Here is a 26,958-nt window from a genome sequence, read left to right as displayed (position 1 = left end):
TTCGAGTCGGTGTCGCCAAACCTCCGAGGGTGGCAGAGTTCCTGTGGTAGACCAGGATTGTCGACGCCGAATCAGGCTCACGCGGCGTTGTCGTCACCGACAGAGGAGTCTTCGTGTTTCCAGGAAATTTTGTCCAGTCCACACCGGACAAGCCCGCCGTCATTCGCCCTGCGACGGGTGAGTCCATCACCTATCGGGAACTCGACGAACGGTCGACGCAGTTGGCGCGATACTTCCGAAGTGTCGGTGCCAAGCCTGGGGACCACGTCGCTCTCATCTCGAACAACGATCTCCGGGCGTTCGAGGTGTACTGGGCAGCGTTGAGATCCGGCCTCTACATCACCGCGGTGAACTGGCATCTCACGGCTGCGGAGGCTGCCTACATCGTCGACGACTGCGAGGCGACAATTCTGGTGGCGTCGGGGCAGGCGTCCGCAGCAGTTCCGTTGGACGAGAAGCTGATTCCACGCGTGCGGCACCGATTGGTGTACGGCGGCGCCCTCGAGGGCTTCGACGACTACGAAGAAGCGGTCGATGCGCAGTCCACTGCTCCACTCGACTCGCAGCCGCGTGGGGCTGACATGCTGTATTCGTCGGGAACCACCGGCAGGCCGAAGGGGATCAAAGGAGATCTCCCGGAGGGTGAGGTGAACACCACCATGGATCCGTACACCGCGGTGTTCGCACCGATGTACGGGTTCGATTCCGACACAGTCTATTTGTGCCCGGCTCCGGTCTATCACGCGGCGCCCCTGCGTTTTTGCGGCGTGATCAATTCGGTCGGCGGAACCGTGATCTTGATGGATGCATTCGAAGCCGAAACCGCGCTGGAGTTGATCGGTAAATACGCTGTGACGCACAGTCAGTGGGTACCGACGATGTTCGTTCGAATGTTGAAACTTCCGAAGGAGACCCGTGATCGTTACGACGTCTCGACGGTGAAGGTCGCCATTCACGCTGCTGCTCCCTGCCCGCCCGAAGTGAAGACGGCAATGATCGACTGGTGGGGGCCGGTGATCTACGAGTACTACGCCTCGACCGAGGGTTCGGGCGCTACCTTCATCAACAGTGAGCAGGCCTTGTCGCATCCGGGTTCCGTCGGGCGTGACGGAGTGATGGGGATCGTGCACATCTGTGACGACGCCGGGCGCGATCTTCCGGTCGGCGAGATCGGTACCGTGTTCTGGGAGCGGGAGACTTTGCCGTTCCGGTACCACAATGATCCCGAGAAAACGGCTGCCGCGCAGCATCCGGATCATCCGACGTGGACGACGAGTGGAGATATCGGCTATATCGACTCCGAGCGTTTCCTTTATCTGACCGACCGCGCCGCGTTCACGATTATCTCCGGTGGTGTGAATATCTACCCACAGGAGTCCGAGAACATCCTTACTTTGCACCCGAAGGTGTTCGACGTGGCGGTCATCGGTGTTCCCGACGAAGAAATGGGTGAGCAGGTCAAGGCGGTTGTCCAACTAGCGGAGGGAATCGAGCCTGGTGCCCATGTCGCCGAGGAATTGCTGGAATACGTTCGCAGTCAGGTCGCACATTTCAAAGCACCGAGAAGCATTGACTTTGCCGACGAATTGCCTAGGACCGCTACAGGAAAGCTCGTCAAGCACAAGTTGCGGTCTCAATATGTGAGCAATTGATGCTCTAGTGAAATGCTAGGACATCAGAGTAATTCTGCGAGATAGTCGGCAAGGACCTGCGCGTGACCGTATGGCAGGTCCTTGCTTGCTGTCAGTAGAACAACGGGTCGAGCATCCGAGGCCGGTGCGAGGCGTACTGCAGGTTTTCGCGTTTGAGGCCGCGTGGCCGGAGTCGGTCTACACGGAGTCGGACGGCGTTACATTCGGAAGCCGGTTCGTAAACTCGCTCGACGGTGATTATTCGGCGCGTCATTCTGATGCCTTTACGTCTTTCGGCCGTTTCAAATAGTGGAATAGTCCGCCATTCCGGTGTGATCGGCCTCACAGTAGGCTTCTTCAGGTATGTCCAAACATACTGTTCGGACTCGATTCAGATGGAGAAAGTGCGTCGTCGGTTTCCCTACGCCGCGTTAACTCTGGCTACTATCAGTCACCATTCACCCAAAAGCGGGTCATCTTCCGCTCATCACATGCTGGTTGCCGCTCGTCGCAGCAGGCGAACCACCAACCGCAGAAGGTAATGGAAAATGGAAACATCGAAGAGCGCACAAGTGCGTCCGTCGGTCGGCGTCCCTCGGGAATCGAGTGATGGTGAGCGTCGGGTCGCATTGGTGCCGAAAATTGTGTCCGCTTTGATCGGCAAGGGTGTCGACGTGGTCGTCGAGTCCGGGGCCGGTCTCGGGGCGTTGATTCCCGACGAGTTGTACACCGCTGCCGGCGCGAAGATCGGCGATCCGTGGACTGCTGACGTGGTGGTCAAGGTTGCGCCTCCGTCGACAGAAGAGATCGCCCGGATCAGTACCGGCGCGAAGCTCATCGGTTTCCTGAATCCGCGTAATGCGGACAACCGCATCGCCGAGTTGAAGGCCGCCGGCATCGAGGGATACGCCGTGGAGGCGATTCCTCGTATCTCCCGCGCGCAGGTGATGGACGCGTTGTCCTCGCAGGCGAACGTGTCCGGGTACAAGGCTGTTCTGTTGGCAGCATCGGAGTCGACGCGGTTCTTCCCGATGCTCACCACCGCTGCGGGCACGGTGAAGCCTGCGACGGTTCTGGTCCTCGGAGTGGGTGTGGCAGGTCTGCAGGCGCTGGCGACAGCCAAGCGTCTCGGTGGCCGCGCTACCGGGTACGACGTGCGTCCTGAGGTCGCCGACCAGGTGCGTTCGGTGGGTGCACAGTGGCTCGACCTCGGAATCGATGCGGCGGGCGAGGGTGGATACGCCCGCGAGTTGACCGACGACGAGCGAGCGAAGCAGCAGCAGGCACTCGAAGATGCGATCAAGGGCTTCGACGTTGTGATCACCACAGCTCTGGTTCCGGGTCGTCCCGCGCCGCGCCTGGTGACCGCTGCCGCGGTCGAAGGCATGAAGCCGGGCAGTGTCGTGGTCGACCTCGCGGGTGAAACCGGTGGTAACTGCGAGCTGACCGAGCCGGGTCAAACCGTCGTCAAGCACGGCGTGACCATTTGCTCTCCGCTGAATTTGCCGGCGTCCATGCCGGAGCATGCGTCCGAGTTGTACTCGAAGAACATTTCCGCGCTGATCGAACTCATGTTGGTGGAAGGTGCCTTGGCGCCTGATTTCTCCGACGAGGTTCTGGCCGGTGCGTGCGTCACCCGTGAAGAGAAGGGCGCCTGATGTACACATCACTTCTGGCGAACATCGCGATCCTGGTGTTGTCCGGGTTCGTCGGTTTCGCTGTGATCTCCAAAGTTCCGAACACCCTGCACACCCCGTTGATGTCCGGTACGAACGCCATCCACGGCATCGTCGTCCTGGGTGCGTTGGTCGTCCTGGGCAAGGTGCACGATCCCTCGATCGGGTTGCAGATCATCTTGTTCGTCGCGCTCGTCTTCGGAACCGTGAACGTTGTCGGTGGTTTTGTGGTCACGGACCGCATGTTGGCGATGTTCAAGGCCAAGCCGGCTGCCAAGTCTGTGTCGAAGGATGGTGACCAGTAATGGAATACCTGGTCAATGCGCTCTACATTGTCGCGTTCTCGATGTTCATCTACGGCCTCATGGGTCTTACCGGCCCGAAGACCGCAGTCCGCGGCAACCAGATCGCCGCGGTCGGCATGCTCATCGCCGTCGTTGCAACTCTGATCTCCATTCGTGATGCGGAGATGGGGAACTGGATCCTCATCGCTGCCGGCCTTGTCATCGGTGTCGTGCTCGGCGTTCCGCCGGCGCTCCGGACGAAGATGACGGCCATGCCGCAGTTGGTGGCACTGTTCAACGGTGTCGGCGGCGGCACAGTCGCGTTGATCGCGTACGCGGAGTTCCTGGACTCGGACGGTTTCACCGCATTCCAGCACGGCGAATCGCCGACGGTACACATCGTCATCGCTTCGCTCTTTGCCGCGGTGATCGGATCGATCTCCTTCTGGGGCAGCGTGATCGCGTTCCTGAAGCTGCAGGAAACTCTGCCTGGTCGTCCGATCGGAATCGGCAAGCTCCAGCAGCCGCTCAATGCTCTGCTGCTCATTGCCGCCGTCGCGTTCTCGGTGATCATCGGTATCAAGGCGATCTCACCGGAAGGCCCGACCAGCTCACTGTGGATCGTCGGCGTGCTCGTGCTCTCGGGCATCCTCGGACTGATGGTCGTGCTGCCCATCGGCGGCGCGGACATGCCCGTCGTCATCTCGCTGCTCAACGCTCTGACCGGTTTGTCAGCTGCTGCTGCAGGTTTGGCGCTCAACAACCAGGCGATGATCGTCGCCGGCATGATCGTCGGTGCTTCGGGCACCATCTTGACCAACCTCATGGCCAAGGCCATGAACCGGTCCATCCCGGCCATCGTTGCCGGCGGCTTCGGTGGTGGTGGCGGTGAAGCCGCATCCTCCGACGGCGTCGTGCGCACGGCAAAGGCGACCTCGGCCGCCGACGCGGCCATCCAGATGGCCTACGCCAACCAGGTCATCGTCGTACCCGGATACGGACTTGCCGTCGCGCAGGCTCAGCATGCCGTCAAGGACATGGCGAAACTGCTCGAGTCGAAGGGCGTCGAGGTCAAGTACGCCATTCACCCGGTCGCCGGCCGTATGCCCGGTCACATGAACGTCCTTCTCGCAGAGGCGGATGTCTCGTACGACGCGATGAAGGAAATGGACGACATCAACGACGAGTTCTCTCGTACCGATGTCACCTTGGTGATCGGCGCGAACGACGTCACCAACCCGGCGGCGCGCAACGATCCGAGCTCACCGATTCACGGAATGCCGATCCTCAACGTCGACCAGTCGAAGTCCGTCATCGTGCTCAAGCGCTCGATGAACTCCGGTTTCGCCGGTATCGAGAACCCGCTCTTCTTCGCCGAGGGCACCTCGATGCTCTTCGGTGACGCCAAGAAGTCGGTCTCCGAAGTAACCGAGGAACTCAAGGCGCTCTAGCGCTGGTACTCGGAAGGGGCGTCCACTCGCAGCTGCGAGTGGACGCCTTTTTCGTGGCCGTGTGTTGCAAAGATGTCGTGTGTTGCAACGACTTCTTGTGCTGCAACGACTTCTTGTGCTGCAACGACTTCTTGTGCTGAAACGACAAAGGCGCCTGGTCCGAGACGAAACTCGGAACAGGCGCCTCTGGCGACGTTTTACGGAACCTCGGGGGTTTCGGGGTCGGAAGAGAAGCCGGAAAGTAGTTCGATCAACTTCTGGATCAGTTCGAGCGGGTTCAGATCTTCGAGGCTCACGGTAAAGACTCCTTCGCTGTGGAACTACTTGATTCGGACATTTCAGAACATACGTCATGTGCAACCGTGGCGGGCGAGCTATCGGCGAAAATCTCTGAATCCCAAAGATTTAGGACTAAAGTCGGATGCTCCGGTGCCTGGAGAACGCGATGGCTGCCGTATCCGGGCGTAGCTCTTCACGTTTCGCGGCGATGGGCGATCGTGCCATCAAAATGGCTGCGGCACAGGCCCATACCAGGGTGATCAGAATGCCAGCTATCACTCCGAAAAGGCCGCTCAGCTCGGCGGCGAGCGCGCTGGCACCGATCGCAGCAACTCCGACGAATCCGAGCCCGGCGACCACCGGACGCCACTGCGGGGCGGAGATCAAGATCGCCGAGCAGTACAGCGCGGTCGCCGCTGCGACGTGACCGCTGGGCAATAGGTCCTGGGGCACATCGGGGAGCCAGGAACCGAATGCCGCGTTGGTGAGATTGGCGCCCATTCCGAGGAGCAGGATCGCGCCGATGCCGTATGGCAGTCCGCGGACCATCGAGACGACGGCCAGAGCGGTAGTGGCTGCGAGTACAGCGGTGACGTCGAATCGGCCTACCGTCCACTCGGCAAGTGCGCGCACCTGTTCCGGGACGCTCAAACCGGGCGAGGTGGGTCGCACGAAATACAAGACGCCCAGCGCTACGACGGCGATCGCGGCAAGGACGAGGAAGCGAGTGGTTGTGGAGGGAGCGGGGTGCTGGGTGGAGGTCGAGACGGTCACGAGTACCAGCATCCCTGTTGAGTCTGTGCCGATCGTGAGGATCAGCTGTGAGGTCTGTAGGCGGTCGGAGAATCGCGCCGAACGACACCCGCACAACCCGCTGCGACCAGGACGCATGCAAACGGGATCAACATTGCTGTGGTGAGAGGCACAAGCTTGGTGACCCACCCGATGGTTGCCGGCCCGGCGAGGAATCCGATGTATCCCATGCCGACGACGCGAGACATGTTGGTACCGGCCGAACCTGAGCCCAGATTTCCGGCCGTGGTGAAGATCTGCGGAATACATCCCGACAGGCCTGCGCCGAACAGCGCCCAACCGAGCAACGTCAGTGGTAGCCAGCCGGATACCACGACGGTCAGCATGCCGACGGACGACAGCAACGCGCCGTAGCGAACCACGGCCACCGGGCCTACCGCCGCGCTGATCCGATCCGCGGTGAACCGGCCGACGGTCATCGTGGCGGAGAATGCGCCGAACGACAGTGCGGCAACGGCATTCGAAACACCGAGATCTTCCTTGACCTGCAGCGCGCTCCAGTCGTTTGCCACTCCCTCGGCCAGCATCAGAACAAAGGCGAGGGTTCCGAGGGCAAGTACGCGAGCCGAGAATCTGCCGTGTGTCTTTCCGGTAGTCGACGCGGTTTCGGCATGCACGTCGACGTGAGGGAGAAGGGGTCGCGAGCACAACCAGACTGCCAGCAAGCCGATTGCCGACGCGATGCTGAGCGTGACATACGGCGGAAGATCCAGTGCGAGAGTGCCGAATCCGATGACAGAGCCCAATACGCCACCGACCGAGAACATGCCGTGAAAGGCCGCCATGATCGGGCGCCGGTACAACTGTTCGGCCTCGACGGCCTGCGAGTTCATCGACACGTCCAACGCGCCGTTCGCAAAGCCGAACACGACAAGTGCAGCGCCCAGCTGCCAGGTGTTCGTGGCAAACCCCGGGCCGAGAGTGGCGAATGCCAGCCCGCTACCCGCCAGGACGACCATGCGTCTGCTGCCGTATCGATCTGCGAGCGGGCCGCTCAACTGCATGCCGGCAATGGCTCCGACTGCAAGAAGGAGAAGAAGTGAGCCGAGCGTCGAGTGACTGATCCCCACTCGGTGTTCGATGGACGGGATGTGGACGACCCACATCGCGAGGAGAAATCCGTTGATGCCGAAAATGCCGAAGATGCCGGCGCGGGCGCGCACCAGGGCGGAGGTGGGGACTGCGCGGTCGGTGGGGTTGACGCTCACTCGTTCCTTTCTACAGGTGAGTCAGCAACAGGTCCGGGTCCGCGAGCATCTGTGCGACAAATGAGAGGAATCTCGCGGCCTGCTCACCGGTCAGCACGCGGTGGTCGAACGTCAACGTCAGTGTCACGACGCTCCGCACTTCGATCTTGCGCTCGATCACCCACGGACGCTCGCTCACCGAGCCCAGACAGAGAATGACGGCTTCTCCCGGATTGAGAAGCGGAATGCCGCCGTCGACGCCGAAGACTCCGACATTGGTGATCGTGACGGTGCCACCCGTCAGATGACGGACGTCCGTCTTTCCCTCACGGGCAGCGACGGTCAGTTCGGTCACCGCGCGTGCGAGCTGGACCAGGCTCAGGGTCTGGGCGCTCTTGATGTTGGGCACGGACAGTCCACGTTCGGAGGCGACGGCGATGCCGAGATTCACGTCATCGTCGACGGCGGCGTCGCCGCGGGCCTCGTCCCAATGCGCGTTCACCATCGGGTGCGAGGCGACGGCGGCCACCATTGCCTTGGCAGCGAGAGTCAGCGGAGTGAGGGACAGTCCGGTGAACGCCTCCGAGGAACGGAGCCTGCCGAGCAGTTCCATCGAAGGCGTGACATCGGCGGTGAGGAAGACGCTGGCCTGCGGAGCACGGGTGCTGGCAACCATCGCCGACGCCATCTGTTTTCGTATGCCGGACGAGGCCAGGCGTGTCGCGTTATCCGAAGGCGACTGCACGGTAAGCGCGTCTGCGACGTCAGCTGCGGTGACGGCACCGTCGAATCCGCTGCCGGTGATTTCGCTCAAATCGATGCCGGCTTCGCGGGCCGCGCGCCGCGCCGCGGGGGTTGCGGGCCGACGCTCGGTACTCGCCGCGGATTGCGAGTACGGCGTGATCTTGCTCCGTCGGCGGCTCGGTCTCTCGGTCGCGGGTCCGTATCCGACCAGCACGCTCGGAGACTGAGAATTACTTGGAGACGGTGAATTTGAAGACTCCTCGATACGGATGATCGGAGTACCCACCGGAACGGTAGTGCCAGGTTCGACGAGGAGTTCTCTGACAACACCGACGTAGGGCGACGGCAGTTCGACAAGAGCTTTGGCTGTCTCTACCTGGGCGAGAACTTGATTGAGTGCCACCGTGTCGCCGACGCCGACCGCCCACTCGACCAGATCGGCGGACGTCAGGCCCTCGCCGAGATCCGGTAACCGGAATTCGTGTGCCGTGCTCATGCTGCCAGCGTTCGGTCGAGCGCCGCGAGGATCCGGTCGGCGTCCGGAAGGTGAAAACGCTCGAGCTTGGCGGGCGGGTAGGGGATGTCGAATCCGGTGACCCGCAGGATCGGTGACTCCAACTGATAGAAGCAGTGTTCCGCGACGTGTGCTGCGATTTCGGCGCCGACGCCGAGAAACTTCGGAGCCTCGTGGACAACGACCAGCCGGCCTGTCTTGTTCACCGACGCCTCGATCGTGTCGAAGTCGACGGGGGAGAGTGAACGCAGATCCACCACTTCCAGATCATGGCCCTCTTCTTCGGCGATCCGCGCGGCGTCGAGTGCGGTGGTGACCATGGATCCGTACGCAACCACTGTCGCGTCGTTCCCCGAGCGGGCGACGCGAGCACGGTGGAGCGGAAGCTCGGGCGCGGCATCGGTATTCACGTCGGCGGTATCCCAGTAGCGCCGTTTGGGTTCGAGGAATATCACCGGGTCGTCGGCCGCAATGGATTGGCGGATCATGTGAAAACCGTCGCTCGGATTGCTCGGGTACACCACCCGCAGCCCTGCGGTGTGAGCGAAGTACGCTTCCGGCGACTCCGAATGATGTTCCACCGCACCGATTCCGCCGCCGCTGGGAATCCGGATCGTCAGTGGTGCGGTCACAGTGCCTCGGGTGCGGTAGTGAATCTTTGCCACCTGGCAGACGATCTGGTCGAAGGCCGGGTAGACGAAACCGTCGAACTGGATTTCGCAGACAGGACGATATCCGCGCAAGGCAAGCCCGAAAGCTGTTCCCACGATCCCTGATTCGGCGAGGGGCATGTCGATCACCCGAGTGTCGCCGAAGTCCTTCTGCAGGGCGTCGGTAACCCGGAATACGCCGCCGAGACGGCCGACGTCCTCGCCCATGATGACAACGCGACGATCGTCTTCGAGTGCGCGTCGAAGGCCGGTGTTGAGCGCGGTCACCAGATTCATGACGGTCATGACGAAGCCCCTTCCAGGCTACGGAGATACGCGCGATGCTCTTCGCGTTCAGCGTCGATCAGTGGGTGTGCCTCGGCGTAGACGTGATCGAAGAGCGCTGACGGGGGCGGATCGGCGAGCGCGATGGTTGCGCGTCGCAGTCCAGCGGCGACGTCGTCGGCGGCTGCCGCGATGGTGCTGAGTTCGTTTTCTCCGAGAAGATCGCGACGGCCGAGGAGCAGACGCATTCGCTCGAGCGGATCGCGGCTTTTCCACTCCGACATATCCGTATCGGTGCGGTACCTGCTCGGATCGTCGGAGGTCGTGTGCGGGCCCATCCGGCAGGTGATCGCCTCGATGAACGTCGGGCCGCTGCCTTCGCGTGCGCGATAGAGCGCCGAGCGCGTCACGGCGAGCACGGCAAGGACGTCGTTACCGTCGACGCGGATCGCCGGAATACCGTAACCGATCGCCCGATGCGAGATGGGTGTACGGGACTGCAGGGATACCGGTTCACTGATTGCCCACTGGTTGTTCTGGCAGAAGAAGACAACGCCGACACGGAAACTGGCGGCAAATCCCATCGCCTCGGCGATGTCACCCTGACTTGTGGCGCCGTCGCCGAAGTACGCGATCGTTGCGATCTCGGCGCCGTCCAGGTGTGCGCCGAGTGCGTATCCGGTGGCGTGCAGCCCTTGGGAGCCGACGACGATCGCCGGATTGGTGACGTTGAATTGTTCTGGATCCCAACCGGAATGGGAGATTCCTCGCCACATGGTGGTCAGCAATTCGGGGGGAACACCCCGGCAGTACGCGACGGCATGTTCGCGGTAGCTGGTGAACGCGAAGTCGTCTGGGGCGAGCGCTCTCGCGGAACCGACCTGGGCGGCTTCTTGGCCTAGCATCGGAGCCCACAAACCGATTTCGCCTTGACGCTGCAGGGCAACAGCTTCGGTGTCGATTCGGCGACTCACGACGAGATCGCGATACAACGACAGCAGTTCGTCAGGCCCGATGTCCGTTATCAGGCGGTCGAATTCGGGACGGCACACCCGTGCGCCGTTCGGTTGGATGAGTTGGACCGGATAATCGAGGTTGTCGATCATCTTCGCTCACCTCGGTTTCTGCTCATGCCCGGCGTGCCTCGTGAGTACGCCGCACAATCCCGATGTGTCGTATGCAGTTGTCGCTCTACCATCAGGATCCCCCTGATTGGGAAATCCGCAAGTATTTTCACTGCCGTATCAAGACCTGAACTGCGAACTGGCGAGTAACAAACGTGTCGGTACGGCCAACCGATCGGACTTCAACCGCTAGCATCGGTGCGGTGACTGCAGTCGGTTTGAACGAAGAAGCTGTTTCCGCGTGGATCGCCGAACTGGGGGTCGGCGCCACGACACCACTGACTTTCGAGAGGATCGGTAACGGGCAATCGAACCTGACCTACTCCGTGACGGATGCGGGCGGAGGACGGTGGGTACTGCGCAGACCTCCACTCGGCACGTTGTTGGCGTCCGCGCACGACGTCGTTCGCGAGCACCGCATCCTGTCCTCGCTCCAGGGAACCAAAGTGCCGGTTCCGAAGATCCTCGGCATCACGGAAGATCCGGAGATCACGGACGCTCCGCTGGTCCTCATGAGCTACATCGACGGCGTTGTGATCGACGGCGTTCCGGTGGCTCAGAAGTTGACCGAGGACGAGCGTCGCGCGGTCGGCTTGGCGATGCCCAAAACCCTCGCCAGCATCCACGGAGTTGACCTGGAAGAGACCGGGCTGGACGACCTGGCCAGCCGCAAGCCCTTTGCCGAGCGTCAGCTCAAGCGGTGGTCGGCGCAGTGGGAGAAGTCGAAGACCCGCGATGTTCCGGATGTCGACCGATTGGCCGAGATTCTGCACCGAAACATTCCGGAACAGAACGAAGTGACGTTGGTTCACGGCGACTTCCACCTCAACAACGTCATCACCGATCCGGCCGAGGGGCGCATCGTTGCCGTCGTCGACTGGGAGCTGTGCACGTTGGGGGAGCCGCTCGCGGACCTCGGTGCGCTACTCGCGTACTGGCCGGAAGCCGGTGACAAGGTTGCCGGTCCGTTCATGGCGTCCACGCTGGAAGGCTTCCCGAACCGTGACGAGCTGGTCGCTGCCTACGTCGAGGCGACTGGCCGCGACGTGTCAGCGGTCGGATACTGGCACGTACTCGCTCTGTGGAAGCTCTCGATCATCGCGGAGGGCGTGCTGCGACGTATCCTCGACGATCCGCGCAACAAGGCCGAGCACGGCGGCCCGACGGTCGCGCTGATCGACGGAATCGTTGCACGCGCCGTCTTGACGGCAGATCAGCTCGGTCTGAGCTAGTTTTCGGTCAAGGTCCCGGCTGCAGATCTGATGGCCGCCGGGATCTCCACCGGCTTACGGGTGTCGGCGTCGACGTAGACGTGGACAAAGCGGCCGGTGGCAGCGGGTTCCCAATTGCCACCGTCGACCTCGTGGAATATCGCCAGGGCGTAGACGATGCTCTTGGTGCCCAGCTTCTCGACGGAGATACCCACCTGCAACTGCTCGGGGAACGACAGTTCGCTCAGGTACCGGCACGACGTCTCGGCGACGACGCCGATGGCAGGCAGGGTGCGGATGTCGGTTCCAGTGGAAGACATCAGCCAGGCGTTGACCGCGGTGTCGAAGTACGAGTAGTAGGTCACGTTGTTGACGTGGCCGTAGTGATCGTTGTCGTCCCACCGCGTCGGGACGGGCCAGAGAACGGGAAACTCGCTGATCGACGGGGGCGTCTGCGCTGTGCTCACGGCTTCGACTGTAGTGAGGACTTTCGCGAGAGTGAGGGCAGGGTGGTGCCCTGTAGGACTGCACGCACGATCAGCCCCACCAACAGTGCCCAGAATGCCGAACCGATTCCCAGGATACTGACCCCGGATGCGGCGATCAGAAACGTGACCACGGCGCCTTCACGTTCACTCGCCTCGCTCAGCGCCGACGTGAGGGCGCCGGCAAGCGTTGCCAGGAGCGCCAGTCCGGCAACAGTTTCCACGACTCCGGCCGGTGCGGCGGCTACCAGAGCGGCCACCGCGGCCGCGCCGGCAGCGAGAACGAGATACGCCCAGCCTGCGGTGAAGGCAGCGATCCATCGACGTTTGGGATCCGGATGTGCGGTGGGGGCGGCGGCCAGGGCTGCGCTGATCGCCGCGAGGTTGATCGCATGGCCACCGGCCGGTGCGCCGACGATGGTGCCGATACCCGTCACGATCATCGACGGTCGCCAGGGAACGGTGTATCCGAACGAATTCATCACGGCCACACCGGGAATGTTCTGCGAAGCCATCGTGACGATGTAGAGGGGAATCGCAATGCCGATCATTGCCTGCCAGGTCCACGACGGCGCGGTGAGATCGATGCGGGGAATCATGGCGCCGGCGTCGAGCACTCGATCCGACGTGACGAGGCTGATCCCGATCACGACCGCGGCGGTGAGGAACGCGAGCGGAACCGCCCATCGCTTGGAGAAGCGCTGCGCGGCAAGCCAAACCAGGATGACGGGCGCGACCGCTGCGGGGGCGTCCCGGACGGCGATGATCGGCGCCAGGCACAACGGCATCAGAACCCCGGCGAGCATCGCCTGCGCGAGGGGCGTCGGGATTGCCGAGATGATCCTTCCGAGCGTCGGCCACAGTCCGGTCAGAACAATCGCGATTCCGACGACGATGAATGCTCCGACCGCCGCAGGCCACCCACCCTCGACGGCTCCGGCGCCGGCGAGCAGAGCGGCACCGGGAGTCGACCAGGCCAGGGTGATCGGCATCCGATACCGGCGTGAGAGCCAGAGCATTCCCAACGCTTGGGTCACACACAGAACCAGCAGTCCGGACGCCGCCTCGGTCGCGTCCGCGCCGACAGCGGCGAGGCCGGTGAGGACCACCGCGAACGAACTGGTGAAGCCGACGAGGGCCGTGACGATGCCTGCGCTCATCGGTTGCGAGTTGCTGCGAACGGCTTCCGGTTCGGTGGTATCTGTGGAGTCCGACATGGTCAGTGATTCTGCCCGACCCGCTCGAGGCCCGATTTACCTGTCCGGTCGGATGGGTGAGGTGACCGCTTTGCCGTAGATGAGGTGCGTTTGGGCGTGCCAGACCTCGGGATGTGCGGCGAGGTGGTCGATCAATACCCGTTGTAGATGAGCGCTGTCACGGACCGCGACGTGGAGGAAGAAGTCCTCGGGCCCCGAGACGTTGAAGAGCGCAAGCGTTTCCGGCAGCGCTAGCGCGTCGGCGGTGAACCGGTCGACGAGGTCGCGGCGGTGTGGTCGCAATTGAACGGCGATGATCGCCTGCATCGACCGGCCAACGGCTGCCGGATCGACAACCGCATGGATGCCGCTGATCGTGCCGTTGGCGCGTAGGCGTCGTACGCGCTCGTGGCACGAGGACGTCGCCAAGCCGACTCGATCGGCCAACACCTTGTTGGTGATCGACGCGTCGTTCTGCAATTCGGCCAAAATCTTCCAGTCCACCGGATCCAGAGGCTCATTCTTCGTCATCTGCCGAACTATATCCGGAGTCGTTTTGAACTTCCCGGATCCAGTTGCACACTCCTGGCATGAACATGTGTCTCGAATCAGCTCGGGTGTGAGGTATTTCGGATGAGTGTCGGTCAATGGCTCGCTTTCGGCTCCCTGCTATCCATCGTCCTGTTCACGCCGGGACCGGATTTTGTCCTGATCCTGCGTCATTCTCTAGCAGATCGTCGGACCGGCGCGGTGGTGGCCGCCGGTGTGATTTCCGGGCTCTTCGTTCACACCGCTGCCGCGTCACTGGGTCTCTCCGCACTTGTGGCGACACGGCCACAGTTGCTCTCCGCGCTCACCTACGCCGGGGCGGCATATCTGACCTGGCTCGGCATCTCCGCGATTCGAAGTGCTTTCAAAGCCCGCGCCTCGGACGAGGGAATTCCGGCAGCGAAAGAACCGATCGCGGTCACCACGGCATTTCGCTACGGCTTCCTCTCGAACCTGCTGAACCCGAAGGCGTTGTTGTTCTTTCTCGGGCTACTCCCGCAATTCATCGAGCCGGGTGAAGGCGCAGGGCTGCGGACGTTGATGTTGGCGGGCGCGACGGTGGTCGCCGCGGCACTGTGGTGGGCGATCGTGGTGGTGTTGGCGGCCGGAGCCGGCAAGAAGCTGCGTCGCCCTGGCGTCGGGAAGCGAATCGACGTGGTGACGGGAGTGTTGTTGGTGGGCCTCGGTGCCTTCTTCGGGGTTGCATGAGTGGTCGTGTCAGGATGGGCTCATGACACTTCCCGTGCTGATCGACGTCGAAGAACTGTCCGCTCTCATCGAGGCCGGCGCTGCGCCGCGATTGCTCGATGTCCGATGGGCGCTGGGTGATTCGAACGGCGAGCAGCATTTTCGCGACGGCCATATTCCCGGTGCGGTATTCGTGAACCTCGACGAGGAACTTGCCTCGCCGCCGTCGCCGGACGAGGGGAGGCATCCGCTGCCGAGTCTCGAAGACCTGCAGGCCGCTGCGCGTCGTTGGGGAATCGACGACGGTGATTCGGTGGTGCTCTACGACGCCACCGGCAACACGGCCGCGGCCCGTGGTTGGTGGCTGCTGCGGTGGGCCGGGCTCTCGGACGTCCGACTGCTCGACGGCGGGCTGCAGGCCTGGGAGTCCGCAGGACTGCCGTTGGCGGCCGGTATCGGCGAGTCCGTCAGCCCGGGCAACGTGACTGTCACCGGCGGCAACATGCCGACTGTCGACATCGACGGTGTCGGCAACTGGACGAGCGAGGGCGGTGTCCTTCTCGACGCCCGAGCCGGGGAGCGGTACCGCGGCGAGGTCGAGCCGATGGATCCCGTCGCAGGGCACATCCCCGGTGCGGTGAACGCGCCGACCGCCGAGAACATCACCGGCGACGGGCGATTCCTGGATACGACCCACCTGCGTGAGCGATTCGCCGGACTGGGCGTCGGAGACAAGGTGGCGGTGTACTGCGGATCCGGAGTGACTGCAGCGCACGAGATCGCGGCGCTCGCGATCGCCGGCTACGACGCGACGCTGTTCCCGGGCTCGTGGTCACAGTGGTCCAACGACAGCACTCGCGCCGTCGACACCGGAGCCTGAGTCAGCTCTTGGTGCGATCGATGAATGACGGCACGAGAAACCACAGCGCCGTGAACATGATCGCGGCGCACGCTGCCAAAACCTTTGCGGCAACTCCGCCGACGGCGACCTCGGCGATCAACAGGACCGTGCCGGTCATGGAGGCGGCCAGAAAGGCTATGCCGCACAGGGCGAATCGGTTGGCCACGGGCAATATGTTCTCGCGGTGCCCACGGCGGAAAAGCATGCGATGCCAGACCGCGGGTGCCATCAGGAACCCGAACGAGATGGCAACAAGGATCACTGTCACCAAGTGGATGCCGCGGATGTACGCCGACGCTTCCTCGTAGCGTTCGGTGAATGCCACGGCCAGCAGGAAGGCAAACAGGATCTGCACACCAGAGAGCGCGACGCGCAGCTCTTGCAACAACTCGTTGAAGTTCCGCGCGAGTTGTTGAGGTGGAGTCTCCCCGGTCTCGTTCACGGCGACGTGGTTCCTACGCCCGTGAGTATTCCGACGCTCGCTGGATCTGCTCCGCGCTCGGGCGCACACCGGTGTAGAGAACGAACTGCTCGGCGGCCTGAAGGGCAATGACCGACGCTCCTGTGATCGCCGTTTTGCCGAGTTCGGTCGCCAACGCGATCAGTGGCGTCTTCGAAGGCATCGCGACGACGTCGAAGACGACATCGGCTGCGCGCACTGCGTGCTCGGGGAACGACAGTGCATCTGCTTCTGCGCCGCCGGACATACCGATCGGGGTGGCGTTGATCAGCACACCGGGACGAAGCTCACCGAGTTCGGCCTGCCAGTCGAAGCCGTACTGCTTCGCAAGCGATGACCCCACTTGCTGGTTGCGGGCGATCACGGTGACGTCGGTGAATCCGGTGTCGCGCACCGCGGCGACGACTGCTTTTGCCATGCCACCGCTGCCGGCGACAGCGACGGACAGGCTCGTGTCGACGTTGTTGTCACGCAGTAGATCGGCCACCGCCTGATAGTCGGTGTTGTAGGCGTGCAGCACTCCGGACTCGTTGACGATCGTGTTGACGGAGTCGATGGCGCTGGCCGAATCATGCATGACGTCGATGTGCTCGATGACCTGTTCCTTGAACGGCATCGACACCCCGCAGCCTCGAATCCCGAGTGCTCGGATGCCGCCGATCGCGGCTGGCACGTCTTCGGTGGTGAAGGCTTTGTAGACGAAGTTCAGGCCCAATTCCTCGTAGAGGTAATTGTGAAATCTGGTGCCGATGTTGCTCGGTCGCCCGGAGAGCGACATGCACAGGAGCGTGTCCTTGTTGAGGTCGACGGTCATCGTTCCCACTCTAATCGCGAGTTCGGAGTAGTTCTTGATGGAGGAGTGCACCCATCCGGATGGCCCGCAGCGCCGAATGTCGGGTATCCGATCGAAGCACCACTCGCACCGACAGAGCCGAGACGACATGGTCACACAGAACATCGACGAGCACCCGAGCACCGAATCTCGTCCACCGCGTCGTAGATGGGCTGCTCACGCGATCTCCGGGGTCTTGGCCGCGGCTGTCGTCCTGGGCGTCGGTGAACTGGTTGCGTTGCCGATCAACCCGGACGCGTCGCCCTTCTACGCGGTAGGTGCGACTACCGTCGACCGAACGCCGGCGTGGGCTCGCGAGTTCGCGATCGACACTTTCGGTACCAATGACAAGCCGGCGCTGTTCATCGGAATGTCGATCTTGATCGTTCTGCTCGGTGCGGTGGCCGGGCTCCTGGAACGGCGACGCCGCCCGATCGGCAGTGTCATCCTTGTTCTTCTGGGCGCGGTTGGTGTGTATGCGGCGATGCAGCGCCCGACTGCCGACGCGATGTACGTGTTCCCGACACTGGTCGGTGTGGTGGCGGGCGTCGCAACCTTGCGGTTGCTGATCACACAACTCGAAGTGCCGCTCTCGCCGGGCGTCGCCGACTCGTGGTTGCCTCGTCGTCAGTTCCTCCTGCTTGCGGGTGCGGCGTTGGCAGTGGCTGCGGCAGCGGGTGCGGCCGGGAAGTTCGTGGGGCAGAGAATCGCCGGAGCAGTAGCGAATCGTGAAGATTTTGTCGTGCCCACCGCCGCTGACCCGGCGCCGCCGATTCCGGCGGGTGCGGACATCGCGATTGCGGGTGCGTCGACGTACATCACGCCCAACGACGACTTCTACCGAATCGACACTGCACTCCTCGTTCCGCAATTGACAACGGATTCGTGGGAACTGCGGATTCACGGAATGGTGGACCGCGAGATGACGTTGTCGTTCGACGATCTGGTGGCGCGAACGCCCATCGAGCGAGTCATCACGCTGACGTGTGTCTCGAACGAGGTGGGCGGCGTTCTGGCCGGGAACGCGAAGTGGATCGGTTATCCCATGAAGGACCTGCTCGACGAAGTCGGTGTCCATCCCGACGCCGACATGCTCCTCTCGACCAGCGTCGACGGCTTCACAGTCGGCACCCCGGTCGAGATAGTCACCGACGGCCGTGACGCGATTCTCGCCGTGGCGATGAACGGTGAGCCGTTGCCGTTCGAGCACGGCTATCCCGTTCGGCAGGTCGTTCCCGGTCTGTACGGTTTCGTGTCCGCCACCAAGTGGGTGACGGAGTGGGAACTCACGCGTTTCGACAAGGTCGAGGCCTATTGGACCCAGCGCGGTTGGGGTGCGCAGGCACCGATCAAGACGTCCTCGCGTATCGAGGTGCCGGCAGCTCTGGCTCCCATCGAGCCGGGCCAGGTGCTGGTGGCGGGAACGGCCTGGGCGCAGCATCGCGGGATCGAGAAGGTCGAGGTTCGCGTCGACAACGGTGAATGGCAACCGGCGACACTGGCGCAGGAGTACTCGATCGACACCTGGCGTCAATGGTCGTGGATGTGGGATGCAGGCTCGGGTTTGCACACGGTGCAGGTCAGAGCGACGGATTTGGACGGGAACGTTCAGGTGGAAGAGCGCACTCCGCCGATTCCCGGTGGCGCCACGGGATGGCACACCAGGTCGTTCACCGTGAAGTGACGTCGGAATCCGAATGAGGTTCGGTATACAGACGAACAACGCGCTGAGCCATCCATCCGGCGATCAGGGTTCGCAGGCCGAAGTCGAACGTGTCGTCGGTTCGCAGCGGGGTCGTGGCCTCGCGCGTGACCTCGCTCGGGTTGGAGGATTGAGTCCACGCGACATCCGGCGTCGAGAGTTTCACGACGGATCCGAGAACCAAACTGTCCAGCGTGGAGATTGCGTGACGAGTGTCGGTCGGATCGAAACCGCCGTCCGAAAATGCTTGAACCAGTGCAGTATCGATATCAAAAGTCACCTCGGTGCGGACGCTGCGTGTCATGAGTAGCGGGATGAGGCGCCAATGTTCGACGGCAGCTCGGCGATAGGCCCACCCCCACGCGCTGATCCGTTCGCTCCATCCTGGGGGTGGGTGGGGGACAGAGATCGACGACATCACGCGGATGCGCATGAGTTCGACGATCTCGGACCGACCCGAAATATGTGTGTAGAGCGAAGACGGAGTCACGTTCAGTTGCTTGGCGATCCCGGGCATGGTGAAGTCGCCGGTTGCGTCGACAGCATCCAGAGCCGCGTCGGTGATGTTTCGCGTGGACAGTATCGGCTGAGTGGGACGCGGCATCGATTCTCCTGGTGAGGGATTCGTCAGCAATCTCGGACTTCATCGAGTGATGACAACTCCTTGATTTCGGGAGCCGGTATGCATCATACTAACCGAACCCTATTCGGTATGTCGGCGGAATCTTCCGGCGATCGGTACACGTCGGAGGAACATTCAAAATGTCTGTCGTATGGCTGACCGGTGCAACGATCATCGACGGGACGGGCGCCGACCCGATCGAGAACTGCGCTGTTGCTGTGGAAAACGGGCGGATCAGTGCACTCGGTGGCACGCCACCTGCGGGGGCGGAGGTGTTGGACTGCACCGGGCTGACAATCACGCCCGGCCTCATCGACGCGCACGTTCATCTCGGTGGATCGAGCGATCTCGCACCGAGTCTGCGGCGTCAGATCTCGGTAGCGGAGCTCGCTGCAGACATGTTCGCGACCTGCGCATCGACCCTCGACGGGGGATTCACCACTGTTCGTGACTGCGGCGGAATCGACGGTGGACTCGCCGGAGTTGTCGCCTCGGGCAAGATTCCGGGTCCGCGGATCATTCAGTGCGGCCCGATCCAGTGCCAGACCGGTGGACACGGACACCTGGCGGCCGAATGGGAGCCGACTTCGGACTGGTCCGATCATGACATCCCCGGATTACGGTGTATGTCTCTGCTTTCCGACGGTCCGCACGAAATGCGAAAAAACGTTCGCGAGACGTTCCGCAGGGGCGCGGACTTCCTCAAACTGTGTGTTACCGGGGGAGTGGTATCCACTCATGACAAGCTCACCGATACCCAGTTCACGGTCGACGAGATCGAAGTTGCCGTCGAGGAAGCCAATGCGCGCGGTACCTATGTCACGGTGCATGCTCACAACAACGAGGGAATCCGTAACGCTGTCACAGCCGGGGCAAAATGCGTCGAGCACGGCTCCGATATCGACGACGAGACCGCCAAGTTGATGGCCGAGCACGACGTCGCCTTGGTGCCGACGTTGGCTGTGGTGCAGGCGCTCTCGGACAGTGCGGCGTCGGCGGGTCTACCCGAATCGATTTCGGCTCGGATCGGCCAGATGATGCAGGGTCAGATCGACGGGCTTCTTGCTGCTCGAAATGCCGGCGTCAGAGTGGGCTTGGGATCGGACCTCATCGGTACCGATCAAACGGGCCGGGGAATGGAGCTGGTCCTGCGCGCCAAGGTCGAAACCCCGATGGACGCATTGGTTTCCGCTACCCGGATCAACGCCGACATTCTCGGTATCGCCGACGAGGTCGGCACCATCGAAGTCGGCAAGTTCGCCGACCTCGTTGCATTCCGCGGCAATCCGTTGACGGATCCGTCCATCTTTGCCGATCGTGAGCGCATCGCACTCGTCATTCAGAGCGGTCGAGTGGTGAAGGACGGCCGGTAGCTCAACAGCGAGTGGCGAGTTCTGTCAACGCCGAGTGATCCGCCCGGCTGACCGGTAAGCCGTAGGAAATCGCGACGGTCAAGTACTTGCCGGCGTAAAAGCATCGGTATGCAGGATCGGGCGGCAACCACTCACTGGGCGTGCTGTCGCCTTTCGACTGGTTGTCGGGGCCGTTGACGGCCAACAGGTTCAGAGACATGTCGTTCGCGAACCTCATCCGAAGCGCGGGCGTCCAGGAGTTCGCGCCGAAGTCCCAAGCCGCGGCGAGTGGGAAGACGTGGTCGATCTGGACGGACTTGGCCTGGCTGCGTTCGAATTCGATGCGATCTCCGGAGTACGGGTCGGTCATCGCGCCCGACAGTACGACGCAGTCACGTGTTCCCGGTTTGAACACCACGTCCGAGAGATCTTGGGCCAGAACGTTGTTGCGGGTATCGCACCCGTCGTGGCCACCAGGTGCGTCCTGGTCGTCGGACCACGCGGGGCCGAAGACGCAGGCCTCGCCGTTACCGCAGCCGCGCTCGTATCCACCCGGATGTGGGCGGTTGTCGACAATCGCGGTCCGGGACAGCAGCGATTCGAGCTCCGATCGTGTCGGGCTGCCCGGGGCCGACTCGAGACGCTCGTCCCCGACCCATCCGCAGGACGCGACGAGACATACGAGCACGAGCGTCGACAGGATCGCAGATAACCGTGCAACCACCTGTGCCCCCGTCCGTCGTAGACGGTGATTCAACGCCGTCCGTCGTAGACGGTGATTGAACCATCGGGGTCCGACAGGAATCAGCCGAACTCGATCACCACTTTGCCGGCGGCATGGCCGTCTTCGACTGCAGCGAGCGCTTCCCCAGCGCGGGAGAATGGGTACCGCCCGGACACGGACGGGTCGAGGATCCCGTCGGCCACGAGCGCCGCGACCTCCGTGAATACTGCTGTAGTTCTTCGGCGTTCGACACCACCGCCGCCGAGTCGGCTCGCCGCCAGAGGATCGGCGATGCTCAGGATCGGTGCGTCCGGTCGGGCGAGCTCAGCGCCGCGAGTGAGAGTGTCCCCGCCGACCAGGTCGAAAACCGCGTCCACTCCGACTGGGGACAACGCGGACACGTCGTCTGCGAAGCCGTCCCCCGACGCAACCCAACGTGCTCCCGCTTCCTCGATCGCGGTTCTCTTGGACTCGCTCGCGACACCGATCACGTTGATACTCCGCGCCAGAGCAAGCGCGATCGTGCTGCGACCAACGCCGCCGCCGGCGCCGAGCAGCAGGAGTGTCGCCCCGGGTTTCAGACCGAGATCGTGGAGTGCGTCGTAGGCCGTTCCTGCCGCAACCGTCAGCACTGCGGCATCGGCCCAGGACACGGTAGGCGGCTTGTGTGCTGTCGAGGAGACGTTGAGCAATGTCGACGCGGCGTAGCCGCCGAAGCCGGTCGCGGTAGCGCCGAACACTTCGTCGCCGACCTCGAACTCGGTGACCCGCGGACCTACTCCGATGACAACACCGGACACTTCGCGGCCCAGAACCGCAGGCAGCGTCACCGGGACAGTATCTTTTCGAGTACCCGCGCGAACTTTCCAGTCAGCGGGGTTGACGCCCGCCGCTCGGACCGACACCAGCAGTTGGCCGGCACCGGGCGGGGGCAAGGTGACGTCGAAGTAGGACTGTGTGTCGGGTCCGCCGTACTCGGTGAAGCCGTATGCCGTCGTCATGCCTGCCAGCCTATTGCCCGGTAGGCCGGAAGTGGTGTCGGTGGCACCTGATTGGATGGTCTGATGCTGCATGGACTCTGGTCACCGGGATCGGGGCTCAAACTGTGGGTCGACGGGCACGACGGTGCCGGGACCGACGATCCCCGTGATCCGGTCAGTGCTGTCCTGCATCGTAAGTTCCGTCATCGTGTGAATATCGCTATGCCGCCCGTACCTGGCGGACCTTTGCAGAGTGAGTACGCAGCTGTCGCGTTGGCGCCGCCGGACGCAGTCGATCTCCTGCTGCGGTTCAAGGCCGACGACCAGCGAATCGCGGGAGACCTGCACTTTCTCGTGCACGTGACGCGAGGAATCGACCGGTGGGTGCGCGCCGGACGGGTGGTCCCCGCACTGACGCGGGCTGAAGGAAGTTGGTGGCCACGCTGGCAGTTGTCGGTGGGGGAACGCCAGCGCGCCTGGATCGGCGAACTGGTCGTGGCGATGCCGCCGGTGCAGCGGGCGGTCGGTTCGCCGAGGGCGACGATCGAAGACATCACGAACGAACTCACGGACCCGATCGTTCGTCGTGCTCTCGGGGACTCACATCCGGTGGTGCAGACCCCGCTGTGGCAGGCCGTGTTGTCCGGGGACGCTTTCGACGACGTGTCGGTACGAGCGGCCGAGGGACTCGCCGAATGGGGGTCGACGTTCACCGCCGGAGAGCCGGACTTGGTTCTGCGGCTGATCGAGCCTGAACTCGACGACAATTCCGATCCCGACGACGATGCGCTGTGGCGTCTGCAAGTGTGTTTGCGTCCTGAAGGTGAAGCGCCCGAACGTGTTCGACTGCACCGGGCAGATCCCAAACGTATCCAGCTCGGCAGCCGCAAGCTCGAAGACGCAATCAAGGCTTACCCACGTTTTCGCGACGTGCCGCGTGACGAGGACAGCCTCGACCTGTTGCTGCCCACACCTGTCGTGATGGACCTGGTCGGACACGGCGCGATTGTCCTGCGAGAGCGAGGGATCACGCTGCTGCTTCCTCGCGCATGGAACGTGGTGTCTCCATCCCTGCGTGTGCGCGTGACCTCGGCAGCATCTCCGATCGTTGCGGAGAATCGTACGGTCGGTATGGACCAATTGCTGGAATACGATTGGGAATTGGCGCTCGGAGACAAGGTGCTCACCGCCGAGGAAATGACCCGACTCGTCGATGCGAAGTCCGATCTGGTCCAGTTGCGCGGCGAGTGGGTTCAGGCGGACAAAGACGTCCTGGCCCGCGCGGCTCGTTTTGTCAGTCAGCGGCACTCGAGCGGGGACCGAGCGATCGTCGATCTGATCAAGGACTTGATCGCCGACGACCTCAAAGACCTGCCGGTCGAGGAAGTGAAAGCAACTGGATGGGCCTCTGCACTGCTCGACCAGTCGGTGGCTCCGCGGCAGGTGGCGGTACCGTCGACGGTCAACGCGACTTTGCGTCCGTATCAACGACGCGGTCTCGACTGGTTGGCGTACATGAGTGCTCTCGGGCTCGGCGCTGTTCTGGCCGACGACATGGGTCTGGGTAAGACGCTGCAACTGTTGGCGTTACTTGCGCACGAGAAGTCCAAGACAGCAACCCTTTTGGTGTGCCCGATGTCGGTTGTGGGTAACTGGCAGCGTGAATCGGCGCGATTCGTGCCGAGCTTGCGCGTCTACGTTCATCACGGTTCGGATCGCGCTACCGGGGCGGAGTTGGAACAGGCAGTTCGTGAGAGTGACCTCGTGATCACCACCTACGCGCTCATGACCCGCGACGTCGCGGCGCTCAAGGATCTCGACTGGCGGCGCGTAGTGCTCGACGAGGCTCAACACATCAAGAACGCCAAGACATCTCAGGCGAGAGCTGCTCGCAGCATCCCCGCGGATCATCGCGTTGCTCTGACCGGAACGCCGGTGGAGAACCGACTGGACGAGCTGCGGTCAATCCTCGATTTTGCCAATCGCGGTGTACTCGGCTCGGAGCAGATGTTCCGCAAAAGGTTTGTCGTACCGATCGAGCGGGAAAAAGATCAGCTTGCCGTCTCGCGACTGCGAGCCGTCACGTCCCCCTTTGTGCTGCGGCGCGTGAAGACCGATCCCGCCGTGATCGCGGATCTCCCGGAGAAGTTGGAGATGACGGTTCGAGCGAATCTCAGCGAAGAGCAGGCCGCGTTGTACCGCGCCGTGGTGGACGAGATGATGGCGCAGATCAAGGGGACGGAAGGGATGAAGCGCAAGGGCGCCGTCCTGTCTGCGCTGACCAAACTCAAACAGGTGTGCAATCATCCCGCGCACTTCCTGCGCGACGGTTCGCCGGTGATGCGCCGCGGGCAACACCGTTCGGGAAAGCTCGGACTGGTCGAGGACATCGTCGAGTCGGTCATCGGCGACGACGAGAAGGTTCTGTTGTTCACACAGTTTCGTGAGTTCGGCGAATTGGTGGTGCCGTACCTGGCCGACCGGTTCACCACCGAAGTTCCGTTTCTCCACGGCGGAGTGTCGAAAGCCGGGCGCGACGCAATGGTCGAGGCATTCCAAGGTGAAGGCGGCCCGCCCATCATGGTGCTCTCGCTCAAGGCCGGCGGCACGGGTCTGAATCTCACGGCGGCCAACCATGTGGTTCACCTCGACAGATGGTGGAACCCGGCGGTAGAGAACCAGGCGACGGACCGTGTCTTCCGCATCGGTCAGAGAAAGAACGTTCAGGTACGCAAGATGGTGTGCGTCGGAACCTTGGAAGAGCGAATCGACACGATGATCGCGAGTAAAAGTGAACTCGCCGAACTTGCAGTCGGGACGGGTGAGAACTGGGTGACGGAGATGAGCGTCGAGCAACTGGACGAGTTGTTGCGACTCGGCGACGACGCGGTGGGCGAATGAGTCCGCGCGGTAAGGGCCCCGATTTCAGTGAGTACACCGGGCCTCGACGGCGAGCACCCGCGCCGGTCAAGCCTCGTCCAGCGTTCGGGAGGACATTCTGGGGCAAGGCTTTTGTCCGCGTCGTCGAAGAGATCGGCGACAAACCTCGTGTCACGCGTGGGCGAACGTATGCGCGTTCGGGTCAGGTTTTGGCGCTCGACATCGAACCGGGAGTGGTGACGGCCGAGGTTCAGGGCAGCCAACTTCAACCTTTCGTTTCCACGCTGTCGATCGACACCCTCGATCAATCGGATATCGACGACATCATCACCAAGATCCGCCGAGTGCCGGGAAGTCTTGCCGCACTGGTGTCCGGCGTTGTGCCGGACATGCTTGCTGCTCAACTGATACCGGACGGTCCGTCGGCGTTTCGCTTCGACTGCACCTGCCCCGATGTCGGTTGGCCGTGCAAACACGCTGCGGCCGTGGCGTTCTTGACCGCGGAGCGAATCGACACCGATCCGCTCAGGTTGCTGAGACTTCGCGGGGTCGACCTGGAGCAGTTGATCGGGGGAGTGGAAGACGAGTCGACTGTTTCGGTGGACGTCGAGAATTGGTTCGGAATCGCGGCTGCCCTCCCTGCGCTACCGAAGGTGCCTTTTCGCGCGGCGATCGACGATCTGGATATCAGGCGGTTGCGCGAGGCGGTTGCGGCATTGGGATTGGACATGGCTCAGCAGAACGTCGCCTTGGACGAAATACGGTCCATCTACCGACGGTTGGACGGTTGAAATCGGACAACTCCGGACTGGTGCTAGTTTCCTGTCGTAAATTCCAGTATCGTTAATTGGACCGGTCCGGTCGGGACCTGCCTGCGATTTCAGGTCGTTGTCGTCGGCGAATAGACGACTATTCATTTCTCGGAGGGACAGTCGCTGTGATGCCCGTTCATTTGCGCGACAGCGCAATACCCAAACACGAACAGTTGCGCACCATTCTCCTGCGCAAGTGCACCCAAGAACTCCAGCCTGGCGACTTGATGACCAGCGAGCGAAACCTGATGCAGGACTACGGCGTCAGTCGGATCACCGTTCGCGAGGCAATCGGGCAACTGGTCAATGACGGACACCTCGTTCGCGTGCGTGGCAAGGGAACCTTCGTTGCGCACCGTGCTGTCCAATCCAAGCTGCACCTTGCATCCTTCACCGAGGAAATGCGCGCCCAGGGGCATCACCCCACGACAGTGGTCCTGGTCAGCGAACAGGGGCCGGTCCCCGAAAACACTGCTGCCGCACTGAATATGCGACCGGGTTCCGACGGTTACCACGTCAAGCGCTTGCGCCTTGCCGACGGCGAGCCGGTGAGCGTGGACGACGGCTGGTTCAATCCCGAACTGTTGCCGGGTTTACTCGACATGGACTTGACCGGTTCGATCTATCGGGCAACCGCCGACAAGTACGACAAGCCGATCGATCGGGCAGAGCAGACAGTCAGTGCCGATGGTGCCAGTACGGAGATCGCGACTCTCCTGGGCACTCGTAAGGGCGCTCCGGTTCTGTACTTCGATCGAGTGTCGTTCAGCGAGATCGCACCGGTCGAGCACACTCGCAGTTGGTACCGATCCGACCGCTACCAGTTGCAGATGGAAGTCCAGGGCCAAGCGCGGCCCAAAACGCGCGGCGACCAATAGTCATCGTTCGAAGCGAAAGGGCGAGCACACCTTCCGGTGTGCTCGCCCT

Annotated in this window: 25 protein-coding genes; 12 read left to right on the top strand and 13 right to left on the bottom strand. The window is 62.6% G+C overall.

The window, feature by feature from the left end; all coding sequences use genetic code 11:
• Positions 1–113 precede the first annotated feature (113 nt).
• The 4 genes from KTR60_RS19065 (at position 114) to KTR60_RS19050 (ending at position 5,042) form a co-directional block, all read left to right on the top strand.
• Positions 114–1,652, top strand: a complete 1,539-nt coding sequence (locus tag KTR60_RS19065) for an AMP-binding protein (RefSeq protein WP_042923127.1) — start codon at positions 114–116, stop codon at positions 1,650–1,652.
• Positions 1,653–2,179: 527 nt separating this feature from the next.
• On the top strand, positions 2,180–3,289 hold the full coding sequence (locus KTR60_RS19060) for a Re/Si-specific NAD(P)(+) transhydrogenase subunit alpha (protein WP_003941381.1): 1,110 nt from the start codon (positions 2,180–2,182) through the stop codon (positions 3,287–3,289).
• Complete coding sequence (locus tag KTR60_RS19055) at positions 3,289–3,612, top strand: NAD(P) transhydrogenase subunit alpha (RefSeq protein WP_003941319.1); 324 nt, start codon at positions 3,289–3,291, stop codon at positions 3,610–3,612. The genes KTR60_RS19060 and KTR60_RS19055 overlap by 1 nt, the downstream gene beginning before the upstream one ends.
• Positions 3,612–5,042 (top strand): NAD(P)(+) transhydrogenase (Re/Si-specific) subunit beta, encoded by a 1,431-nt coding sequence (locus tag KTR60_RS19050; protein WP_003941368.1) that lies wholly within the window; start codon positions 3,612–3,614, stop codon positions 5,040–5,042. Before KTR60_RS19055 ends, KTR60_RS19050 begins: the two co-directional genes overlap by 1 nt.
• A gap of 411 nt (positions 5,043–5,453) precedes the next feature.
• Here the strand turns inward: KTR60_RS19050 and KTR60_RS19045 are convergent, their stop codons facing one another.
• From KTR60_RS19045 to pdhA, 5 genes are read right to left on the bottom strand one after another with little or no spacing between them, the layout of a single operon-like run.
• A complete protein-coding gene (locus tag KTR60_RS19045; protein ID WP_007726101.1) occupies positions 5,454–6,107 on the bottom strand; it encodes a hypothetical protein in 654 nt (217 codons plus the stop codon).
• A 29-nt stretch (positions 6,108–6,136) separates the two neighbouring features.
• Entirely contained in the window at positions 6,137–7,342 is a 1,206-nt protein-coding gene (locus KTR60_RS19040; RefSeq protein ID WP_116056444.1) for an MFS transporter, read from the bottom strand.
• Between the two features lie 10 nt (positions 7,343–7,352).
• Complete coding sequence (locus KTR60_RS19035; protein WP_208690463.1) at positions 7,353–8,561, bottom strand: dihydrolipoamide acetyltransferase family protein; 1,209 nt, start codon at positions 8,559–8,561, stop codon at positions 7,353–7,355.
• Positions 8,558–9,535 carry an alpha-ketoacid dehydrogenase subunit beta gene (locus KTR60_RS19030; RefSeq protein WP_208690464.1) on the bottom strand — a complete coding sequence of 326 codons (978 nt, stop codon included), beginning with the start codon at positions 9,533–9,535 and terminating at the stop codon, positions 8,558–8,560. The genes KTR60_RS19035 and KTR60_RS19030 overlap by 4 nt, the downstream gene beginning before the upstream one ends.
• A complete protein-coding gene (gene pdhA / locus KTR60_RS19025) occupies positions 9,532–10,620 on the bottom strand; it encodes a pyruvate dehydrogenase (acetyl-transferring) E1 component subunit alpha (RefSeq protein WP_042447892.1) in 1,089 nt (362 codons plus the stop codon). The genes KTR60_RS19030 and pdhA overlap by 4 nt, the downstream gene beginning before the upstream one ends.
• 221 nt (positions 10,621–10,841) lie before the next feature.
• On the opposite strand from pdhA, the gene KTR60_RS19020 reads away from it, so the two are divergent.
• Positions 10,842–11,870 carry a phosphotransferase family protein gene (locus KTR60_RS19020; protein ID WP_003941376.1) on the top strand — a complete coding sequence of 343 codons (1,029 nt, stop codon included), beginning with the start codon at positions 10,842–10,844 and terminating at the stop codon, positions 11,868–11,870.
• Here the strand turns inward: KTR60_RS19020 and KTR60_RS19015 are convergent.
• Genes KTR60_RS19015 through KTR60_RS19005 form a run of 3 tightly spaced genes read right to left on the bottom strand, consistent with a single transcriptional unit; the run spans position 11,867 to position 14,061 of the window.
• A complete protein-coding gene (locus KTR60_RS19015; RefSeq protein ID WP_042447890.1) occupies positions 11,867–12,316 on the bottom strand; it encodes an acyl-CoA thioesterase in 450 nt (149 codons plus the stop codon). The two genes, KTR60_RS19020 and KTR60_RS19015, sit on opposite strands and share 4 nt — an antisense overlap.
• A complete protein-coding gene (locus KTR60_RS19010; RefSeq protein WP_003941402.1) occupies positions 12,313–13,551 on the bottom strand; it encodes a benzoate/H(+) symporter BenE family transporter in 1,239 nt (412 codons plus the stop codon). The genes KTR60_RS19015 and KTR60_RS19010 overlap by 4 nt, the downstream gene beginning before the upstream one ends.
• A 36-nt stretch (positions 13,552–13,587) precedes the next feature.
• Entirely contained in the window at positions 13,588–14,061 is a 474-nt protein-coding gene (locus KTR60_RS19005) for an Lrp/AsnC family transcriptional regulator (protein ID WP_003941284.1), read from the bottom strand.
• Between the two features lie 102 nt (positions 14,062–14,163).
• Here KTR60_RS19005 and KTR60_RS19000 point away from each other — a divergent pair, with 102 nt between their 5' ends.
• Both KTR60_RS19000 and KTR60_RS18995 read left to right on the top strand, forming a co-directional pair.
• Positions 14,164–14,787, top strand: a complete 624-nt coding sequence (locus tag KTR60_RS19000; protein WP_003941342.1) for a LysE family translocator — start codon at positions 14,164–14,166, stop codon at positions 14,785–14,787.
• Positions 14,788–14,809: 22 nt separating this feature from the next.
• Complete coding sequence (locus KTR60_RS18995; RefSeq protein WP_070160843.1) at positions 14,810–15,646, top strand: sulfurtransferase; 837 nt, start codon at positions 14,810–14,812, stop codon at positions 15,644–15,646.
• A 1-nt stretch (position 15,647) separates the two neighbouring features.
• Here the strand turns inward: KTR60_RS18995 and KTR60_RS18990 are convergent, their stop codons facing one another.
• Together KTR60_RS18990 and KTR60_RS18985 are read right to left on the bottom strand one after the other, a co-directional pair.
• Positions 15,648–16,109, bottom strand: coding sequence for a DUF6328 family protein (locus tag KTR60_RS18990; RefSeq protein ID WP_003941357.1), 462 nt, complete (start codon positions 16,107–16,109; stop codon positions 15,648–15,650).
• 13 nt (positions 16,110–16,122) lie between these two features.
• Positions 16,123–16,941: a shikimate 5-dehydrogenase gene (locus KTR60_RS18985; protein WP_007726117.1), complete on the bottom strand. Its 819-nt coding sequence runs from the start codon at positions 16,939–16,941 to the stop codon at positions 16,123–16,125.
• Positions 16,942–17,068: 127 nt separating this feature from the next.
• On the opposite strand from KTR60_RS18985, the gene KTR60_RS18980 reads away from it, so the two are divergent.
• Entirely contained in the window at positions 17,069–18,643 is a 1,575-nt protein-coding gene (locus KTR60_RS18980) for a molybdopterin-dependent oxidoreductase (protein ID WP_020908339.1), read from the top strand.
• Here the strand turns inward: KTR60_RS18980 and KTR60_RS18975 are convergent.
• Positions 18,630–19,265 (bottom strand): TetR/AcrR family transcriptional regulator C-terminal domain-containing protein, encoded by a 636-nt coding sequence (locus tag KTR60_RS18975; RefSeq protein WP_054187324.1) that lies wholly within the window; start codon positions 19,263–19,265, stop codon positions 18,630–18,632. The two genes, KTR60_RS18980 and KTR60_RS18975, sit on opposite strands and share 14 nt — an antisense overlap.
• 158 nt (positions 19,266–19,423) lie before the next feature.
• Between KTR60_RS18975 and KTR60_RS18970 the strand changes: the two genes are divergently transcribed.
• Positions 19,424–20,656, top strand: a complete 1,233-nt coding sequence (locus tag KTR60_RS18970; RefSeq protein WP_030536844.1) for a metal-dependent hydrolase family protein — start codon at positions 19,424–19,426, stop codon at positions 20,654–20,656.
• 1 nt (position 20,657) lies between these two features.
• Here the strand turns inward: KTR60_RS18970 and KTR60_RS18965 are convergent, their stop codons facing one another.
• On the bottom strand, positions 20,658–21,359 hold the full coding sequence (locus tag KTR60_RS18965) for an HNH endonuclease family protein (RefSeq protein ID WP_228401151.1): 702 nt from the start codon (positions 21,357–21,359) through the stop codon (positions 20,658–20,660).
• 80 nt (positions 21,360–21,439) lie between these two features.
• Positions 21,440–22,360, bottom strand: coding sequence for an NADP-dependent oxidoreductase (locus KTR60_RS18960; RefSeq protein ID WP_054827462.1), 921 nt, complete (start codon positions 22,358–22,360; stop codon positions 21,440–21,442).
• A 63-nt stretch (positions 22,361–22,423) separates the two neighbouring features.
• Between KTR60_RS18960 and KTR60_RS18955 the strand changes: the two genes are divergently transcribed.
• From KTR60_RS18955 to KTR60_RS18945, 3 genes are all read left to right on the top strand, one after another.
• Positions 22,424–25,240 (top strand): DEAD/DEAH box helicase, encoded by a 2,817-nt coding sequence (locus tag KTR60_RS18955; RefSeq protein ID WP_228401150.1) that lies wholly within the window; start codon positions 22,424–22,426, stop codon positions 25,238–25,240.
• Positions 25,237–26,010: an SWIM zinc finger family protein gene (locus KTR60_RS18950; RefSeq protein WP_047270178.1), complete on the top strand. Its 774-nt coding sequence runs from the start codon at positions 25,237–25,239 to the stop codon at positions 26,008–26,010. Before KTR60_RS18955 ends, KTR60_RS18950 begins: the two co-directional genes overlap by 4 nt.
• A 149-nt stretch (positions 26,011–26,159) precedes the next feature.
• The gene (locus KTR60_RS18945) at positions 26,160–26,909 is read left to right on the top strand and encodes a GntR family transcriptional regulator (RefSeq protein ID WP_007726130.1); all 750 of its coding nucleotides are present in this window, start codon (positions 26,160–26,162) and stop codon (positions 26,907–26,909) included.
• Positions 26,910–26,958 lie beyond the last annotated feature (49 nt).

It is taken from the genome of Rhodococcus sp. C1, from assembly GCF_020809065.1.
Taxonomy (GTDB): Bacteria; Actinomycetota; Actinomycetes; order Mycobacteriales; family Mycobacteriaceae; genus Rhodococcus_F; species Rhodococcus_F qingshengii.
The sequence above is the reverse complement of the archived record's forward strand: the minus strand, read 5'-3'. Positions and strand labels throughout refer to the sequence as shown.